Here is an 18043-nt window from a genome sequence, read left to right as displayed (position 1 = left end):
CAAGGCACTGTTCTATTCTTAGATTTTCTGCCATTTTGTGCCATTTAGTCCGAATCTGGGAGTAGTTTCTATGCCCATCCTATGGGAATTCATCACCTGCTTTCTTACAATATACGTATAAAACACGTAAGCGAGGTGAATCTTTATGAAACAGAAACAAATCCGCTGCCCGTACTGCGGCAGCATCGCAATTTTAAGGGATGCGTCCTATGTATATGGAAATAAAGCGAAAGATGGAAAACTCTATGTGTGCAGTCACTTCCCACAGTGTAATTCTTATGTAGGAGTTCATCCTGGCACTACCAATGCCAAAGGAAAACTGGCAAACAAAGAACTTCGGCAAAAAAGGATCCAAGCACACCGGGTGTTTGACCAGATATGGCTAAACCACATCTTTACGAAATCGGAGGCTTATCGCTGGATTGCTGATAAATTCTGTCTGACTGCCAAGGAAGCACACATCGGAGAATTTAGCACTTATATGTGTGATCAACTAATTCTGGAATCCATGAAGATTCTGGAGAATAACCATATCCCTCTCAGGGCCATTGGTTGAAAGGGGGGATATGTATGATCATCCCGATGACAGATGATGAACGCCGATTGACAGAGGAGTACTTGTATTTGGTACCTGAAATGGTAAAAAAATTGACTACCCGTTGTGCTTATGTCTCATACGATGAGCAGCAAGACCTTCTGCAAGCCGGAAACTTAGCTTTATGCAAAGCCGCCATGAACTATGACAACACCCGTCCCTTTGCAGTTTACGCCAGAGTTGCCATACGAAATGCCATTTACAGTTATTGGAGAAAACTGCAAAAAGAACGAAAATACACCTGTTCCATGTATGCATCTTCTGAATTTGACATGGAACCCCTGCTTGTAGACCAAAAAACAGAACTGTGGCAGGAACAATGTATGAACCAGGAACCCATTTATAAGCACCTGCAGTCCTTAGAAGCGGGAAGCTGCAATACACTAAGAAAAGGAATACATGCCCTGCTCCTGCAGCAAAAAGGATATACCAACCAAGAAATTTCCAAACATTATGGTGTCCCAATGAATCATGTCCGGGCATGGCAAAGCAAAGCCCGGAAATACTTACAGCAGGATACCAAATTATATACTCTTTTATCTTGAAGGGAGAACGATTATGCTGACACTTTATACTGCAGTCGGAATCCTACGATTCCAGGATTCCATAAAGGAACATAAAACACCGACAGTTATCAATAACCGGCAGGAATACGGACTGACAGAAGAAGAATTCTTTCTGTGGAGCAGCCTCGCATTTCAAATCCGACAGATCCATGAATTGCAGTCTGCCTTTTCGGAACGTTTGAAAAAACATCACCGTTCGGAAAATATTCCCATTGAACCCTACCTGAATCGGCTGCTGCTTCGAGGACTGGTTGTAAAAGGGGATGGTTTAACTGGTGTGGATGCCCTGTACCGCCTCTTAGGAGAACTTTATATCAGCCCATTGCAGGACAGTTTTTCAGTACGGCTTTTTACCTGCATCTATCTCTGCATGAAGAAAAAACTGCACACAAAGGAACTGATCCATTATCTAAAAAAGCCGGCACGGACTGCTATAGAGGACACGGTACTCCAAATAGCAAAAAAAGTACAGATTTCTACGGCAGAGCTTGTAACCTGTGTAGAACAGGGCATCCATCCACAAAATACAGAGCAACTTTTGACGCAGCTCTATGAAACCTCGGATGCAACATTCCGTACCCTGGCACAGGATATCCAATTCACCCATGCCGGTTATCCTGTACTGGAAGCTATCAGTAATTTGTACCTCAATAAACAGATTGCATTTGAAAAATTATAGGAAGGAGCAAATTATGCCAAAACCATTTCTTAATAAGCTGATTGTCCATGGGGCAATCGGCTTTTTCTGTGTCCTATTTGGATGTATTTACGGATTTGTAACAGACGACCAGATATTTCTCCTTATGAGTCTTTGCATCGGTGTCGGAACTGTCATACGAATTGTGAGTCTGCTGCATACCATCAAGATGCATGACTATACCGAATTAACTGGAACCTGTACAAAACGTGAAGTCAGCCCACTTACCAAGAAACAGAAAATTATTTTCCGGTCCACTGACCAGAAAGAATATCACTTTACATTCGATAAAAATATCCGCCTTTTATCTGGACATTATTATCGCCTATATTTCCGGAATGTGTCAAACCTTTCGGGTGAAGAAAAGGTTACTCCAGATTTACTTGCTTATGAGGAATTATCATCCCTAAATGAAGATGTTTCCCCGAAGAACTCTTAGATTTCTTCTCTAAATACAATAGAAGTGGGTATGCCACTTTCACACACCCACTTCTATTATGCTTTATAAGTTTTCCTTCTGCCGTCCCAGTGAAATGACAAAAACCACTCCGAACTACCACGTATTCTGTCTCAAGGATGACAGCATAACAGCAATCGCAGGGAATAATAATCTATTGTATTCCAGAAGACTCTTCAAAAAATGGACAGTGCTTCCACTTTCAGGGTTTCAAAATACAGTAACAATATCTTTTATTTTTCTACTGTGACCAATTTTTTCATATTAAGGGCAACTTTATACTGACAGTGAAAATTCCCGCTTCATAATTCACTTGAATATCACCACTTATTTGTATTACTAGCTTTCTAGTAGCATACAATCCGATACCACTGCTTTTTGTCCTTGCTTCATCTTTTGTGTAAAACAAATCAAATATAGATTTTAATTCTTCATCACTAATATAATCAGAAGGATTGCTTATTTGTATATGACAATACTCGGATTCCCCCCACATGTAAAACATTATATCACCAGTACTATACTTTAAAGCATTATCTATTAAATTACACAAAATTCTAGTTAATATTTTCTCTTGAGCAAGTATCCAAATGTTTCCATGTGGCAGTCTAATATCTAATTGTTCTGAAGCACGTTTTGAATTTTGAATATATTCCTTTAACAAAGAAGTGACTACCTCTGTAATATTGATTGATTTCATATCAACTTCGCTCTCTATTGCTTCACTCCAAAACAATAAATATAAATCGTCTACTAATTTTTTTAAATAATCCGCCTTTTTTTCAATATGTTCTATATAGCTATTAACAGGTTCATTCACATTTTTTTCTAATCTAATTAACTGCAAGTAACCAATAATAACAGTTAATGGAGTACGTAAATCGTGTGATAAATTTGCCACCATCTTTTTAAAATTTTTATCCTGTTTTTTTAGCTGATGTTCTTTTCGTTCATCTTCTTTAATTCGCTTGTTGATACTAAGTGCAAGGTTCTCAATATCTTTATCAAATACATTGACCGAGTAGATATACTCATTATGTTCTATCCATTCTATAATTCTTCTAATTTCCTTCTTCAGATGAAAAATGTATAATATGCCTAATAATATAAACACTCCTGTTATTAAAAAGACAACTAGCAAACTTCATATCTCCTTATAATATTAGAATCTCATCACATGTATTCAAGATTGCATTATCATGTGAAACAATGATAATTATTTTATGATTTTTAATTTGATCAATCAACTGTAAAAATTGTTTTTTTCCACTCTCATCCATAGCTGAGGTAGGCTCATCAAAAATCATTACCTGACCGTCTTGCACTACTTGGCGAATAATTGCAATTTTTTGCTTTTCTCCACCGGAAATATTACTTGACTTTTCATTAATTTGCAAATCCCAATTATCTCTTTTCAAAATACTATCACCAAAGCAATCAACGGCTCTCTGTATACATTTTACATCAAGCTTTCGATATAAAGCAATATTATTATATATTGTATCTGCTATTAAAGTCGGCTCCTGTTCTGTTACACTGATTACATGTTCTCTTATATAATCCATATCTAAATTTCTCATTTCTGTATCGTTCCATATTATATTCCCTTGATATTCATCTACATACATACCCATTAAAATTTTAATAAGTGTACTTTTCCCACATCCGTTTTCTCCTTTCAATCCATAAACTTTCCCCTTTTTTAAGTTTGTAGAAAAACTTTTTATGGTTTCTTTCTGGTCATATGCAAAATTCAAATCCTGAATTCTAATTTGTTTGATTTCATTAAGTCTTATACACCCCTTAGACTGTTCCTTAATTTCTAAAATAGATTTTATACGTTCAAAGGATACATAAGCCTCTTGGTATTCTTGACCGTATGCCACTATTTCTTTTCCATATTCCAAAATCATATTAAAATATACTGAAATCATATAGAAATATCCTATTTGCATATCTCCAGTAAGTATCTTTTTTCCTCCAATCCAAAGTAAAATGCATACAGATATTGCCCCTACAATCCCTTCAAGATTTGCAAATGCCTGGATAGTCGCTTGTTGTTTAAATATAGATCGATATAATTTTTGATATGATGCTACTAACCTATTTGAAAAAAATGAATCCATACTGTGTATTTTTATAAACTCTATTTTTTCTAATTGTTCCTGCAGTCTGGAGAAGAAATTGGATTTCTCCTCTTTCATTCCATAACTGCAATTATAAATACGCTTTTTGAAGCCAATATATATAAAAAAATAAAGTGCTAATAAAAACATTGTAACTATAAAAGCAATCGAATCCATTTTCCAAATCATAAATAAGATTATACCCGCTGAAAAAACTGAAAATATCAATTCAGTCAAGGAGCTGATGAAAAAAATAAGTACATCATTCGCATCATTGTTTATTCTTTGAGATAAGTACGATAAATCAGTTCTGCCAATTACGAGTGGCGAAATTTTTTTTAAATGATTTACAATTTCGAAATTTAATGAAAATGCTGCATTAGTCTGTATCCTTATATAAAGTATTTTATTGACATAGCAGACAATTTCCTTAGCAACATACAATAACAGTAATAAAAATATGAATTTTAACATTGCTGAATATGTTGTTTCCACATTAAACATATTAATAAATTGTCCCATAGCAGCCGGTATAAATGTATTTAACCCGCACAGTATAATACCCAACAAAAAATATATCCCATATTCTATTTTATATTGAAAAACATATTTACTGCAAAATTTTATCATTCCAATTCTCCCTGCTATTTCATTGAGCCATTTCTTTCATCAGCTCCAACATCTCTTCTGCATTCCATTTTACTGAAGAACAAATCTTATTTTTATAAGCAGCACACCCACCATAACATACTGGAAAAAATGAACAATCTTTACATTCTTGATCCTTTACAACATCATAGGAAAGCCATTCTACAAATTTATTTGTAAGTTTGATTCCTTTTTCCAAATTACCGATACTTCGTTCACTATATCCAATATCATTCCAACATTTATACAACGCTCCATCTGGACCTATCACAAATGAATTTAAGCTAATTGCTCCACATACACCATAATTGCTCGGCTTAACACCTTGGTACATAAAGCCTCTCTTAATCCCTTCTTTATAAAACGCAATCTCTTCTTTTGCGTACTGTGGTCGTTCCATACATATATGATTATTACATACTCCATTAATATCATCTACTGGTGCTAAATAATAGCCAACTCTACCTTTTAAACCATATCTTTCTAGCCAATCAAATATTTCTGTTGCTTCGTTTATATTTGTCTTGTCAACATTAATTCTTATCGAAATATTCAAAATATCCGCACATTCTCTTATATTGTCCAATATATATTCAAAGGTAGGCTGATGATTATGGAGAATCCTTCTACTATCATGGGCTTGTTTTGAACCATCTAAAGTAACTTGAATATAGTGGATGTCCATGTCTTTTAATTTTTCAGCTACTCTTCTAGTCAATTTATAACCATTTGTGACCATATCAGCATTATATTTGCAACCAAGTGGCAAAACAGACTTTATCTTTTTGGTTAATTTTTCAATAGTTTCAATTGCCAATAATGGCTCCCCTCCATACCAAGATACCGTTAATTCATGTATATGCTGATATTTTTCTTTGAGCTGCGATGTTAATTGATCCTGAACAGCCTCAGACATAGTAATATATTCTCTCCCTTTTTCATAGCAATAGGGACAACAAAAATTACATGCCATAGTTGGGGCAATAGTTAATGTAAGATTTGAATCCGCAAACCTTTCTATTTTATTTCTTATAAGCAATTCTGCAAATTCATCTTTATCATCTTCAACTAGCATACCACCCTCTAATAATGCTGACTCTAAATCAGGCTTTGAACATTTTTTCCCTTCTTTCATTTCATAATATGTTTTTTCATAATCAGTATCTAATTCCAGTATTGCAGATGTGACCGTATTATAAATCAAACAACTTTTATCTTCTTTTTTCTCTATATTGTATCTTGATAATTTCATTATTATATCCTCTTTTCTTAATCTCTTGTTTTCACAGTGTTCTTTGCAATAAGGAAAATGTGCCCAGCATATTGCTGAGCACATTTTCCTTTACTGACTACAAATATCTTTAGTAACGAATTACACATGTAGCCTTTTTAGATCCACAACCTTTATCATTGTAAACCCAGCAGATTCTTGTACTTTTGTCCTCTGATGCTTTGTTAATCCACTTCATTGCAATATCCTCCTGTAAAATATTTATTTATTTCAAAGTAGTAAGAGCTACTTGAAACACAAATTAAAGTTCTTGACGTTTCAATGCAAAATGCATTAAAACTATCCCCACCAGGCACGCACCCATACCATACATAATAGTTCCAACAACAATCCCATTTGTCATCCGATATCCACAAATATTATACATATAAGTGGTCGGGTTCATAACACAAAATGCTTTAAGAAGCACTGATTGATTTTGAAAATTCTCATATACCATAGGATAAGTAATCGCACCTGCAAAGAAATATACACATGATAAAGCTGCCACAATTCCTGTATTCTTTACTAAAACCGTAATCAAAACCGCCACAGCTTCCATTCCAATCATAGCTATCATATTTAAGGTAACCATTCCGATAAAAATCAAAAATTCCTCACCTTTATAATGAAAACCATACTTCCATGCTAATCCTAAGCCTAATGCAGTTTCCACAATATAATAGAGAATAAAAAAGTAAACATTTATCACCAGTAATTTACTTAAAAATAATTTGGTTCGATTTATCCCATATACGACAGAAGCTCTTATTGTTCCTTGATGAAATTCTGCAGATACCATTGTCGTAATATAGACAATTAATCCAATCCAAGAAAAAAAATTAATTGATAATGCAAATCTTGCGATTTCTGCAGCTTTTACATTATTCATGTCGTCTATGTAGCAAATCCAACCAATGCTATCTATATTTCTATAATCACCAAAAGTCATAAACAATGTATCATTTCCCACAACGAACGGTATAAAAAAAATAAATGCCATAAATACTAAAACCCACTTCGAGGCTCGCGAATATTTCATTTTATAGTACTCTGCTTTAAGCTGTCTCATTCGATTTCACCTCCGATAATAGATTTGTGTAATACTCTTCTAAGTCTTCTCCTTCATATCCTATTTTTTCTACACCAACTCCTCCATATACTAATTCTTTTGTTATATCAGAAATATTTTTATTATAACCAAATACCTTAATCACATTTCTTAAATAAACTTTTATTTGACTTTCTGGATACCTCTCATCTAAAATACAACTAGCCTTTTCCACATTGTCTACTTCGATATGAACATGACGACGACATTTCTCATCTAATTCTTTATCTGTGATCTGTTGTAACATTTTTCCATGATGTATAAATCCATATACAGTTGCAAGTTGATGTAACTCTGGCAAAATATGACTGGATATAAGTATCGTTGTACCATCTTCTTCATTCATATTCTTTAAGACTTCTCGCACATAAATAATTTTGGTTGGATCTAAGCCATTTATTGGTTCATCTAAAATTAGCAACTGTGGGCGACCAAGCAATGCAATTGCAATTCCTAATCGCTGTTTCATCCCTAAAGAAAAAGCCTTCACTCTTTTATTTCCAGCGTCCTTTAAATCCATTATTTCCAGAACTTCATCAATACTACTTTTTCCTGGAATTCCCCGTTGAGTACGCTGGATCTCCAAATTTTGGCGTGCTGTCATGTCCATATACAAAGCTGGATTTTCAATTAAACATCCTATCTTATTTCTTTCATCTTCAAGATTTTTTTTACCAAATAAACTTATCTCACCTGAAGTCGGCTTTGTTAGTCCTGTAATAACTTTCATCAGGCTACTTTTTCCTGCACCATTTTCTCCAACCAGTCCATATATCTCGCCTGCTTTTATCGTAAGATTTACCTGATTAAGTACCATATTTTTTCCGTATGCTTTACAAATATCTTTTGCTTCCAATATTTTTTCGGGTTCTTTCATTCTAATCACTTCCCTCGTTTCTTAAATCCTATAACGATAATGATAATGTCTAATTCTAACATTTCTCTTAAATCAGTTCTTAAATTTCCATAAAATTATAAATTTATCTTTATATTTTCCCACTCGCCTATGAAACCTTCAAATTATTTAAAACAGTAACTTGTATGAAATTACAAATCATGTTAGTATTTTTACCATACCTATTACCAAAGGAGTTTATTATGATTAATATATTATTAGTAGAAGATGATAAAGAAATTTGCTTTATTCTTACAGAATTATTAAAAAGAAACCATTACAATGTTTCAGCATATCACAATGGGATAGAAGCAATTGAAGCTCTTTCCTCTAAAAAATATGATTTAATGTTATTAGATTTGATGCTTCCCGATTTGCCTGGTGAAAAAATACTATTTCACCTAAAAAAACACAACAATTCTATTCCAGTTATTGTTATATCTGCCAAAAATCAGCCTGAGATTCGTATAAACCTTCTCCGATCCGGTGCAGATGATTATATAACTAAACCTTTTTATCATGAAGAAGTTCTCGCACGAATAGAAAGTGTTTTGCGCCGTTGCAGCGAAAGTCCCCAAACGGAATATTCCTTTAAAGATATTCGCATAAATGTGGATGATCACAAAGTACTTGTAAATAACACAGAGCTTTCTCTGACTACTACCGAATATAACCTCTTACAGCTACTAATCAAACATCCAAAACAGACTTTTACAAAGGAATCTTTATATCAACTTATTTGGGGAAAAGATTATATTTCAGATGATAATACTCTCAATGTCCATATAAGCAAACTAAGAAAAAAGCTAGAGCATATAGGAAACCAAGCCCCTTATATCGATACTGTATGGGGAATAGGTTATAAATTACACCGTTAGAATAAATTCACACAAAAAATACCATTACAAAGATTAATCTGTAACGGTATTTTTTACCCTATTCACTTTTTTCATACTTTCAAACAACTAGGTATACCCTCAACAATTTTTTCAGGCACAAACACTTCATTAACTATCACATACGTCTAAGCACCATCTGAGTTATCCGTAGTTTTAGACACTACAATGGCTTAACTTCCACGCAGTATATATTAAATCTGCGAATTACAAATGCAAAGACACAACTTCGAACCACTACATATTCCTTTCCAAGGTAACGGTGATTGTGATCTATGAAAATCATCTGTATTTCAGCTGACCATAAAAAACACCGTTGCAGATTCACTCCCCTCAACGGCATCTTTCATTTATTTTATTCGATTTTATCTTCTCCTGTTGCCTTTATAAATCTCATAACCTCATCAATGGTTTTCCCAGATGCTACCAAAGCCTTAAACAGCTCATCTTTCTGCTTCTCTTCTATCTTTTTTCGAATCTCTTTTGCTCTATGACACAGTTCCTTTAAATCGGACTCTTTTGTACGAATCTCCTGTTCCACATACTCCAGTTGCTCTTCCAAAGATGTGTTTTCCAGTTTTTTTCGTCTTGCCATAATGCATCCTCCTAATAATTTTTCCTCATTCTACCACATTTTACCTATTCTGAAAAGGTCGTAGCGTTTAGAATAAATCCTTCTAAGCGAATCGCAAGAAAAAAGCAAGAATATAAATCTGTTATTTTCACAACTCTATGTTAAAATGTTCTTACTCATACTACGAAAGGAGGAACCTATTTTTGTCGAAAGCAACACTATTTGACAGCCGTATCAAAAAATACGCTTACTGTAAGCCGCCAGAAATCTGCCGGGATCTTGGTACATCTGCCCTTGGGCTATCCAAAGAACAGGTGGATGCAATGCGGGAAAGATATGGTAAAAACAGTTTTCAGGAACGTAAAACGGATACTACCATCCAGCGATTGCGGCGAGCGTTTATTAATCCATTTCATGTGATTCTATTTATTTTAGGTATTGTTTCTCTCGTTACGGATGTTTTTATGGCCTCTAATTTTACACGGAACGCTACTACTGCCCTTATCATTTTTTCCATGATTGTAATCAGCGGTATCATCCGTTTAATTCAGGAGCTGCGGGCGAAAAGCACCGCTGCACAGCTTGACCGTTTAATTCACGAAAAGGTTACCGTAAGACGAAATGGAGAACTAAGAGAAATCCCCGGTGAAGAATTAGTGGTAGGAGATCTGGTTCTGTTTTCTGCTGGTGATCGTGTTCCAGCGGACATCCGGCTGACAAAGGTAACCGATTTATTCATTTCCCAGGCCGCTATCACTGGAGAAAGCGCCATTTTGGAAAAGAGCTGCCGTACACTTTGTTACAAAGAGCAGGAACCCATAACACAATTGGAAAATCTTGCGTTTATGGCGACCACAGTTATCAGCGGAAAAGGGGAAGGCATTGTGCTGGCCGTAGGAACGGATACGCTGTACGGAGGATTTACCAAACCGGATTCTGAAGATAAAAATGCTTTTCAAAAAGGAGCTAATTCCATTGCCTGGGTCATGATCCGGTTTATGGCAGTTCTGGTTCCCATTGTATTTCTTATATTGGGAATCACAGGTGGAAAGTGGCTGGAATCCTTTGCATTCGCACTGTCTGTAGCGGTAGGGCTGATGCCTGAAATGCTCCCCATGGTCATCACTGCCTGCCTTGCAAAAGGAAGCCTTGCTATGGGTAAAAAACAGACCATCATCAAAGATCTGAACGCCATGCAGAGCTTTGGAAGCATGGATGTGCTTTGTATGGATAAAACAGGAACACTGACCAATGAAAGTATCCTGCTGGAATATTATATGGATATCCTGGGCAATGAAAATACTGAGGTCCTGGATCTGGCTTATCTGAACAGCTCCTATCATTCCGGCGTCCGTAATCCCATTGACAATGCCATTCTTGCCTGTAAATCCATGCCAGGCAGGGAAATCCATTATGCCAAGCTTCTAACAGAATATCAGAAGGAAGATGAAATTCCCTTTGACTATACCCGTAAGTTTGTCAGTACCCTTGTGCAGGACAGTACCGGAAACAGTCATCTGATTATGAAAGGGGATATTGCACACATCCTTTCCCGATGCAGTCATGTAGAATATCGGGGAACACGACTTCCCATGGAGAAAGATGCCAGACAAAGCGTATTTTCTGTGGTAGGGGAAATGTTGCAGGATGGGATGAAGGTTATTGCTGTGGCTCGGAAACATGTGGGAACACGAAGGGAAATCACACCTGACGACGAAAAGGATATGACTTTGGTTGGTTATCTGTCTTTCTTTGATGCCCCAAAACAGACGGCAAGCGAATCCGTAACAGCACTGAAGAGATTAAAAGTAATCCCGAAGATCCTGACCGGGGACCAGGCAGCCATTGCGCTATCCGTCTGCCGCCGGGTTGGAATCTCTGCGGAACATATCCTGACCGGCACCCAACTGGATGAAATGACAGACTGTGAACTAAAAAAGTTGGTAGAAGAAACCCATGTTTTTGCAGAGCTTACTCCCGGTCAGAAAGTGCGTCTGGTTTCTGCACTCAAAGAGAATGGTCATACCGTTGGATTTCTTGGGGATGGGGTCAACGACATCCCGGCACTAAATGAGGCAAATGTGGGAATTTCTGTAGATACAGCAGTGGACGCTGCCAAAGATGCCGCTGATGTTGTACTGCTGCAAAAAGACTTAAATGTATTGGAGCAGGGTGTCCTGGAAGGGCGAAAGACTTTTACCAATATGCTGAAGTATATTAAAATCACTGCAAGTTCCAACTTTGGAAATATTTTTTCCATCATTTGTGCCAGTGCATTTTTACCGTTTCTTCCTATGACCTCCATCCAGATCCTGCTTCTGAATCTGTTATATGATACACTGTGTATCGTACTTCCCTGGGACAATGTAGATGAGGAAGAAATACTGTCCCCAAGAGACTGGTCCGGCAAGACACTGAAACAGTTTATGCTTTCTTTCGGACCGATCAGTTCCCTGTTTGATATTGTGACTTTCCTCTTTTTGTATTATTTCCTATGTCCTGCACTATGCGGAGGGACAACTTACCTGCAGCTTACCGATCCTTCCCTGAAACTTCAGTACGCTGCTTTATTCCAGACAGGCTGGTTTTTGGAGTCCATGTGGACACAGGTTTTGATCCTGCATTTCCTTCGTACTGCCAAAATCCCATTTCTCCAAAGCAGGGCATCTGCACCGGTCGTCTCCATCACTCTGGTAGGGATTCTTGCTTTTACAGCCCTTACGTTTACCAGCGGGGCATCACTGTTTGGACTGACAAAATTACCGCTTTGGTATTTTGCCTTTTTGCTGCTTGTGGCATTTTTCTATATGCTGCTAAGTTCCGTAACCAAATATTTTTATAAGAACAAATATCAAGAGTTGATTTAAAGGAGGCGCTCATGATGAAAAAGAATATCAGTTATATTCCCATGGATCATGCCCTTGAAATCTGGCTCTTGGAAAAATTATTAAGGGAACCGCCGGAAAGTGCTTATACAAAAGAGCTGATTTCCGGTATTCAGGACATGATAAGCGGAGAAGTATCCTCGCTGTTATTAGGAGCCTTAGAAGATACAGAGGTGGCTATTGGTGTACACTCGGATGAACTTCTGATCGGTGATCTGGAAATTCATCCAAGGAGCCGGAAAGTCCTGATGAAAGGTTCTGAAATCAGCCTGACACCAAAGGAATTCGATATTTTATATTTTCTTGCTAAGAATCGTGGAGAAGTATTTACAAAAGAACAGATTTATCGTGCAGTATGGGAGGAGGATTATCTTCTGGATAACAGTAACATCATGGCTTTTATCCGGAAACTGCGAAAAAAGATTGAACCTGCCCCGGATTCTCCCACATACATTTTAACGATCTGGGGGATTGGTTACAAATTTAATGATGAATTATGAGAAAGGCGGACTGAGACCATTTTAGTTTCAGCCCGTCTATTTTCTTGCCAAATCGCATGAAAATCGCAAGACTTTAGCCATAGGATTCCCCGGCTGTTTTTTATATACTTTTCGTGGTCAAAGAAACGTATCCAGAAATAAGGTAATGATTCATGCCAATTGGGAGGTGTTGCAATTGAAGAGAAAACGAAAAGATTTGAAAGGGGCAATCCTTTTTGCTCCCTACCCCATATTTACAATCCTATGCGGTTATCTGGGCTGGCATTTCTCTGGATATAGAATGATTATCTTTCAGTTTTGGTATCAGGTAAGCGCTATGGTCTGGGTTATTCTTGCTACCACTATGATTGTACTTATCACCAAACTTTTGAAACTGACAAAACGAAGCAACCGCTTCTATCACTAAAAGGAGGATCAGACAATGGACTTTACCTGCATTTTTTTTGGATTCCTATTTACCTTTGCCGGTCTTTGGTTTGCCTTTGGAAAAGGCTACCTTCATCTTTCCCTATGGAAAAATATGCCGCAAAAAGAGAAGGATAAACTCCGAATTATCCCTCTTTGCCGCAATATCGGAGGAATCATTACCTTAAACGGTGTCATCTTTCTGGTAAAAGGATTTTTGCCCTTATTTTCAAGCCACTGGTTTGTATATGCGATGATTGCATGGATGATACTTGCCGGCTTAGATGTCTGGTATATCGAAAAAAGCAACCGATACCGCAGACCGTAATTCCCATTGCGGTTTTACATAGATAGCTTTTAAAGATTGTGAGGTGAAAGACATGGACTCTGAAGGCAGTCCACGAAGGCAGAGAATATTGTATGAGTGTCCACAGATTCCGTGTCCCTCATAGAATCTTCCTTGCCCCTACAAAAATTCAAGGAGGTAAGACCAATGAACAAAAAAGAAAATCGTATGGCTGTTCGCCAGACTGTAGAAAAGGCAGTCATCCGTGACGAACAGAACCGTCGCATCCAATCTGCAGCAACCAACCCGGTAAAAGCGGTTTTAAAAATCTTTCATACCACACTTAGGGGGTTAGAAGCAGATACCGTATCCGTAAACCGTTCCAAATACGGTACGAACAAAGTCACCCACGAAAAAAAGAAATCCCTAGCAAAACGTGTGGCGGGTGCATTTATCAACCCTTTTACTGCTATTTTATTTTGCCTTGCTTTTGTTTCCACGATTACGGATATGATTTTCCCGTATTTTTCACTCTTTGGAAGCGTACCAGAGGACTTTGATTTTTTGACAGTCGTTATCATTTTAACTATGGTATTTATTTCCGGTACCCTTCGCTTTGTGCAGGAATCCCGCAGCGGAAATGCGGCGGAAAAGCTGCTTGCAATGATCACAACCACCTGTACCGTCACCCGCATAGGACAGGAAAAAACAGAGATACCCATGGATGACCTGGTGGTAGGTGATATTGTCCATTTATCTGCTGGGGACATGATTCCGGCAGATGTCCGTATCCTGGATGCAAAAGATCTATTTGTCAGCCAGGCAAGCCTTACCGGAGAAAGTGAGCCGGTTGAAAAGCTCCCTCATGTAAGCCCACATAAGGACAGTGTAACGGATTACACCAATATTGCATTTATGGGCAGCAATGTAATCTCCGGAAGTGCAACGGCTGTCGTTATCTGTGTCGGTGATCATACGCTATTTGGCTCTATGGCCGCTGCTGTTGCCGGAGAAGCTGTGGAAACCAGTTTTACGAAAGGTGTCAATGCTGTGTCATGGGTACTGATCCGTTTTATGCTGGTTATGGTTCCGCTGGTATTCTTTGTGAATGGCATTACAAAGGGGGATTGGCTGGAGGCGTTCCTGTTTGGGATTTCCATTGCAGTAGGACTCACACCGGAAATGCTTCCGATGATTGTAACCACCTGCCTTGCAAAAGGCGCTGTTTCCATGAGTAAAAAGCAAACCATTGTAAAAAACCTCAATTCCATTCAGAATTTTGGTGCTATGGATATCCTCTGCACAGACAAGACAGGGACACTGACACAGGACAAGGTGGTATTGGAATATCATCTAAATGTAAATGGAGAAGATGATACCAGAGTCCTTCGTCATGCCTATCTGAACAGTTACTTTCAGACAGGATATAAAAATCTCATGGATCTGGCTATTATCCATAAAACAGAGGAGATGGAGGCGGCAGATAAGCGTCTGATTGACCTGTCAGAAACCTACGTCAAGGTGGATGAGATTCCCTTTGACTTTAAACGCCGCCGTTTATCCACTGTGGTACAGGATAAAAACGGAAAGACACAGATGGTAACAAAAGGTGCTGTGGAAGAGATGCTTTCAATCTGTAGCTTTGCAGAATGTGACGGGCATGTACAACCTCTGCGTGATGAAGTGCGCAGCCGGATTTTGAAAACTGTAGATGGATTAAATGAAAAAGGCTTTCGTGTTTTGGCTATCGCCCAAAAGAGCAACCCATCTCCAGTGGGAGCTTTTGGTGTCAAAGATGAATGCGATATGGTGCTGATTGGTTATCTGGCATTTTTAGATCCACCGAAAGAATCTACTGCCGATGCTATCCAGGCATTGAAAAACCATGGGGTTCTTACCAAAATCCTTACAGGCGATAATGAAAAAGTAACCCGGACCATCTGTAAACAGGTCGGGCTGAAGGTCCGCAATATGCTCCTGGGTTCTGATCTGGAACACATGAATGATGCGGAACTTGCCAGGGCGGCAGAAACCACCGATGTATTTGCGAAACTGACACCGGAGCAGAAAGCCCGTATTGTTTCTGTTCTTCGTGAGAATGGTCATACCGTTGGATTTATGGGTGATGGAATCAATGATGCTGCTGCCATGAAATCTGCGGACATCGGAATCTCCGTAGATACAGCGGTAGACGTGGCGAAAGAATCGGCAGACATCATTCTTTTAGAAAAAGATCTGATGGTTTTGGAGCAGGGCATCATTGAAGGTCGGAAAACCTATGCCAATATGATCAAATACATCAAAATGACGGCTTCTTCCAATTTTGGAAATATGTTTTCCGTACTGGCTGCATCGGCTCTTTTGCCATTCCTGCCAATGGAAAGTGTACATTTGATTTTCCTGAACCTGATCTACGACCTGTCCTGTACGGCAATCCCATGGGACAATGTAGATGAAGAATTTATTGCCAAACCACGGAAATGGGATGCCTCCAGTGTAGGCAGTTTTATGATCTGGATCGGACCAACCAGCTCCATCTTTGACTTTACCACTTACATTTTCATGTACTTTGTATTCTGCCCGTTCTTTGTATCCAAGGGTATCCTGTTCAATGACCTGCCGGCTCATTTTAGTGGAGCAGAGCTGACGGCTATGCAGACACAGTATATCGGAATGTTCCAGGCTGGCTGGTTTGTAGAATCTATGTGGAGCCAGACATTAGTGATCCACATGATCCGTACACCGAAGCTCCCATTTATCCAGAGCCGGGCATCTGCTCCTGTGACATTGCTTACAATGACAGGGATTACGATTCTAACCGTCATACCATTTACGATATTTGGAAAGCTCCTTGGGTTTGTGGCACTGCCAGCAGCATACTTTGCATATCTGCTTCCGTGTATCTTATTGTATATGGCTTTGGCAACAAGCTTGAAAAAGGCTTATGTCCGTCATTTTGGCGAATTGCTTTAAGGAGGTGCAACAATGAACTGGAAAGAACTTTGGATGACACTTTTTGGAACTACGGAATGGCTTGGTCTGAACATAGGATTCTGGGTGGCTTTAGCTGCTGTATTACTAATTGTAATTCTTATGAACGTCCTATTTTGGTCTATGAAGCCGAAAACAGACACCAAAAACTGTCCTAATAAAAAAGACGCATAAAAGAAGCAGGGGAGATACACAAATTTTCGTGGAGTCTCCCCTCATGTATTTTCTTTCAGCGCAACACAACATACTGTATTTTTATTATTGACCTTCGCTATATCTTGTGTTACTATAATATTGTATTTAAGTTTTGTGTTATCCCTTTATAGGGTGTCTGGATACTATCTCCAGTACACATGCAGTTTAAGTTGGAAAATCGTGTCATTATAATGCCGTTTTATACGGTGCTATAATGGCACTTTTTTTATTTATCACTATTTTATCGCCCAAAGGGCAGAAAGGAGAATTTTTATGTCATCTATTATCATTGTAACAGGAAGGGTAACTGCCGATCCGGTTATGCAACAAGCAAAGAACTCCGGAACTGAATACATCAGTCTGGGGCTTGCTACCAACCAGAGAGGTCAAAACGGAAAGGAAGAACCCATCTTCTATCAGTGTTACTGCAACAAGTTTCTTGCAGATCGACTGATAAAAGCCGGTGTCAAAAAATCAACGTGTCTCATGGTCTACGGAGATTTAGAACTCCATCCGTATATTCACCAGAAAGGCAATAATGCAGGTCAAGCAGCTATCACGCCGCAAATTATGGTAAAGGACTGGCAGTTCTTACCTGCGAATCGTAATGATACCAATGCAGCAACACCTGTACCGGGGAATCCAATGGTCGGAAATCCGAATGTTCCACCAGTACCAGCAAACGGTGCTACTTATAATGGAAACCCGGCAATGGGAATGAATCCTTCCGGTACCGTGCCTACTGGCGCAATGCCAGCCAATAACAATATGATGCCACAGGCCGCACAACAGATGTCTTATGCTCCGGCAGGGGGATCGGCTTATGCACCACAGGGATTTACGGCTGGCAATGTATCTGGTGATGGATTTACCAATATTCCGGAAAATACACCACCACAGCAGCTTCCATTCCCGTAAATTATCAAAGATCCCTAAAATGAAGGAA

The 18043-nt window shown here is 38.3% G+C and carries 18 protein-coding genes; 12 read left to right on the top strand and 6 right to left on the bottom strand.

Annotated elements, in window-relative coordinates; all coding sequences use genetic code 11:
• Window positions 1–145: 145 nt before the first annotated feature.
• From CGC63_RS01320 to CGC63_RS01305, 4 genes are read left to right on the top strand one after another with little or no spacing between them, the layout of a single operon-like run.
• Window positions 146–556 carry a zinc-finger-containing protein gene (locus CGC63_RS01320; protein WP_004223692.1) on the top strand — a complete coding sequence of 137 codons (411 nt, stop codon included), beginning with the start codon at window positions 146–148 and terminating at the stop codon, window positions 554–556.
• Between the two features lie 14 nt (window positions 557–570).
• A complete protein-coding gene (locus CGC63_RS01315; RefSeq protein ID WP_004223694.1) occupies window positions 571–1140 on the top strand; it encodes a sigma-70 family RNA polymerase sigma factor in 570 nt (189 codons plus the stop codon).
• Between the two features lie 13 nt (window positions 1141–1153).
• Window positions 1154–1840, top strand: a complete 687-nt coding sequence (locus tag CGC63_RS01310; RefSeq protein WP_004223695.1) for a hypothetical protein — start codon at window positions 1154–1156, stop codon at window positions 1838–1840.
• Between the two features lie 13 nt (window positions 1841–1853).
• Window positions 1854–2297 carry a hypothetical protein gene (locus tag CGC63_RS01305; RefSeq protein WP_040351283.1) on the top strand — a complete coding sequence of 148 codons (444 nt, stop codon included), beginning with the start codon at window positions 1854–1856 and terminating at the stop codon, window positions 2295–2297.
• A 277-nt stretch (window positions 2298–2574) separates the two neighbouring features.
• Here the strand turns inward: CGC63_RS01305 and CGC63_RS01300 are convergent, their stop codons facing one another.
• The 5 genes from CGC63_RS01300 to CGC63_RS01280 all read right to left on the bottom strand — a co-directional run bounded on the left by CGC63_RS01300 (window position 2575) and on the right by CGC63_RS01280 (window position 8347).
• Window positions 2575–3456 (bottom strand): sensor histidine kinase, encoded by an 882-nt coding sequence (locus tag CGC63_RS01300; protein WP_154965435.1) that lies wholly within the window; start codon window positions 3454–3456, stop codon window positions 2575–2577.
• A 13-nt stretch (window positions 3457–3469) separates the two neighbouring features.
• Window positions 3470–5071 (bottom strand): ATP-binding cassette domain-containing protein, encoded by a 1602-nt coding sequence (locus CGC63_RS01295; protein ID WP_004223701.1) that lies wholly within the window; start codon window positions 5069–5071, stop codon window positions 3470–3472.
• A 19-nt stretch (window positions 5072–5090) separates the two neighbouring features.
• A complete protein-coding gene (locus CGC63_RS01290) occupies window positions 5091–6341 on the bottom strand; it encodes a radical SAM/SPASM domain-containing protein (RefSeq protein WP_004223703.1) in 1251 nt (416 codons plus the stop codon).
• Between the two features lie 280 nt (window positions 6342–6621).
• Window positions 6622–7431: an ABC transporter permease gene (locus CGC63_RS01285; RefSeq protein ID WP_004223704.1), complete on the bottom strand. Its 810-nt coding sequence runs from the start codon at window positions 7429–7431 to the stop codon at window positions 6622–6624.
• The gene (locus CGC63_RS01280; RefSeq protein ID WP_004223706.1) at window positions 7418–8347 is read right to left on the bottom strand and encodes an ABC transporter ATP-binding protein; all 930 of its coding nucleotides are present in this window, start codon (window positions 8345–8347) and stop codon (window positions 7418–7420) included. Before CGC63_RS01280 ends, CGC63_RS01285 begins: the two co-directional genes overlap by 14 nt.
• Before the next feature lie 221 nt (window positions 8348–8568).
• Here CGC63_RS01280 and CGC63_RS01275 point away from each other — a divergent pair, with 221 nt between their 5' ends.
• Complete coding sequence (locus tag CGC63_RS01275; RefSeq protein WP_040351284.1) at window positions 8569–9243, top strand: response regulator transcription factor; 675 nt, start codon at window positions 8569–8571, stop codon at window positions 9241–9243.
• Window positions 9244–9616: 373 nt separating this feature from the next.
• On the opposite strand, the gene CGC63_RS01265 is transcribed toward CGC63_RS01275, so the two are convergent.
• On the bottom strand, window positions 9617–9856 hold the full coding sequence (locus CGC63_RS01265; protein ID WP_004223710.1) for a hypothetical protein: 240 nt from the start codon (window positions 9854–9856) through the stop codon (window positions 9617–9619).
• 182 nt (window positions 9857–10038) lie between these two features.
• On the opposite strand from CGC63_RS01265, the gene mgtA (CGC63_RS01260) reads away from it, so the two are divergent.
• The 7 genes from mgtA (CGC63_RS01260) (at window position 10039) to CGC63_RS01230 (ending at window position 18015) form a co-directional block, all read left to right on the top strand.
• Complete coding sequence (gene mgtA / locus CGC63_RS01260; protein WP_004223720.1) at window positions 10039–12702, top strand: magnesium-translocating P-type ATPase; 2664 nt, start codon at window positions 10039–10041, stop codon at window positions 12700–12702.
• Window positions 12703–12716: 14 nt separating this feature from the next.
• Window positions 12717–13220, top strand: coding sequence for a winged helix-turn-helix domain-containing protein (locus CGC63_RS01255; RefSeq protein WP_004223723.1), 504 nt, complete (start codon window positions 12717–12719; stop codon window positions 13218–13220).
• 166 nt (window positions 13221–13386) lie between these two features.
• On the top strand, window positions 13387–13626 hold the full coding sequence (locus tag CGC63_RS01250) for a conjugal transfer protein (RefSeq protein ID WP_237963416.1): 240 nt from the start codon (window positions 13387–13389) through the stop codon (window positions 13624–13626).
• Between the two features lie 15 nt (window positions 13627–13641).
• Window positions 13642–13953, top strand: a complete 312-nt coding sequence (locus CGC63_RS01245; RefSeq protein WP_004223729.1) for a DUF3784 domain-containing protein — start codon at window positions 13642–13644, stop codon at window positions 13951–13953.
• Window positions 13954–14118: 165 nt separating this feature from the next.
• On the top strand, window positions 14119–16884 hold the full coding sequence (gene mgtA, locus CGC63_RS01240; protein WP_004223732.1) for a magnesium-translocating P-type ATPase: 2766 nt from the start codon (window positions 14119–14121) through the stop codon (window positions 16882–16884).
• A 12-nt stretch (window positions 16885–16896) separates the two neighbouring features.
• The gene (locus CGC63_RS01235; RefSeq protein WP_004223734.1) at window positions 16897–17076 is read left to right on the top strand and encodes a hypothetical protein; all 180 of its coding nucleotides are present in this window, start codon (window positions 16897–16899) and stop codon (window positions 17074–17076) included.
• A gap of 294 nt (window positions 17077–17370) precedes the next feature.
• The gene (locus CGC63_RS01230; RefSeq protein WP_004223735.1) at window positions 17371–18015 is read left to right on the top strand and encodes a single-stranded DNA-binding protein; all 645 of its coding nucleotides are present in this window, start codon (window positions 17371–17373) and stop codon (window positions 18013–18015) included.
• Window positions 18016–18043 lie beyond the last annotated feature (28 nt).

The organism is Blautia hansenii DSM 20583, from assembly GCF_002222595.2.
In the GTDB taxonomy this organism is placed as follows: domain Bacteria; phylum Bacillota; class Clostridia; order Lachnospirales; family Lachnospiraceae; genus Blautia; species Blautia hansenii.
This window is presented reverse-complemented; position numbering and strand designations above follow the sequence as displayed.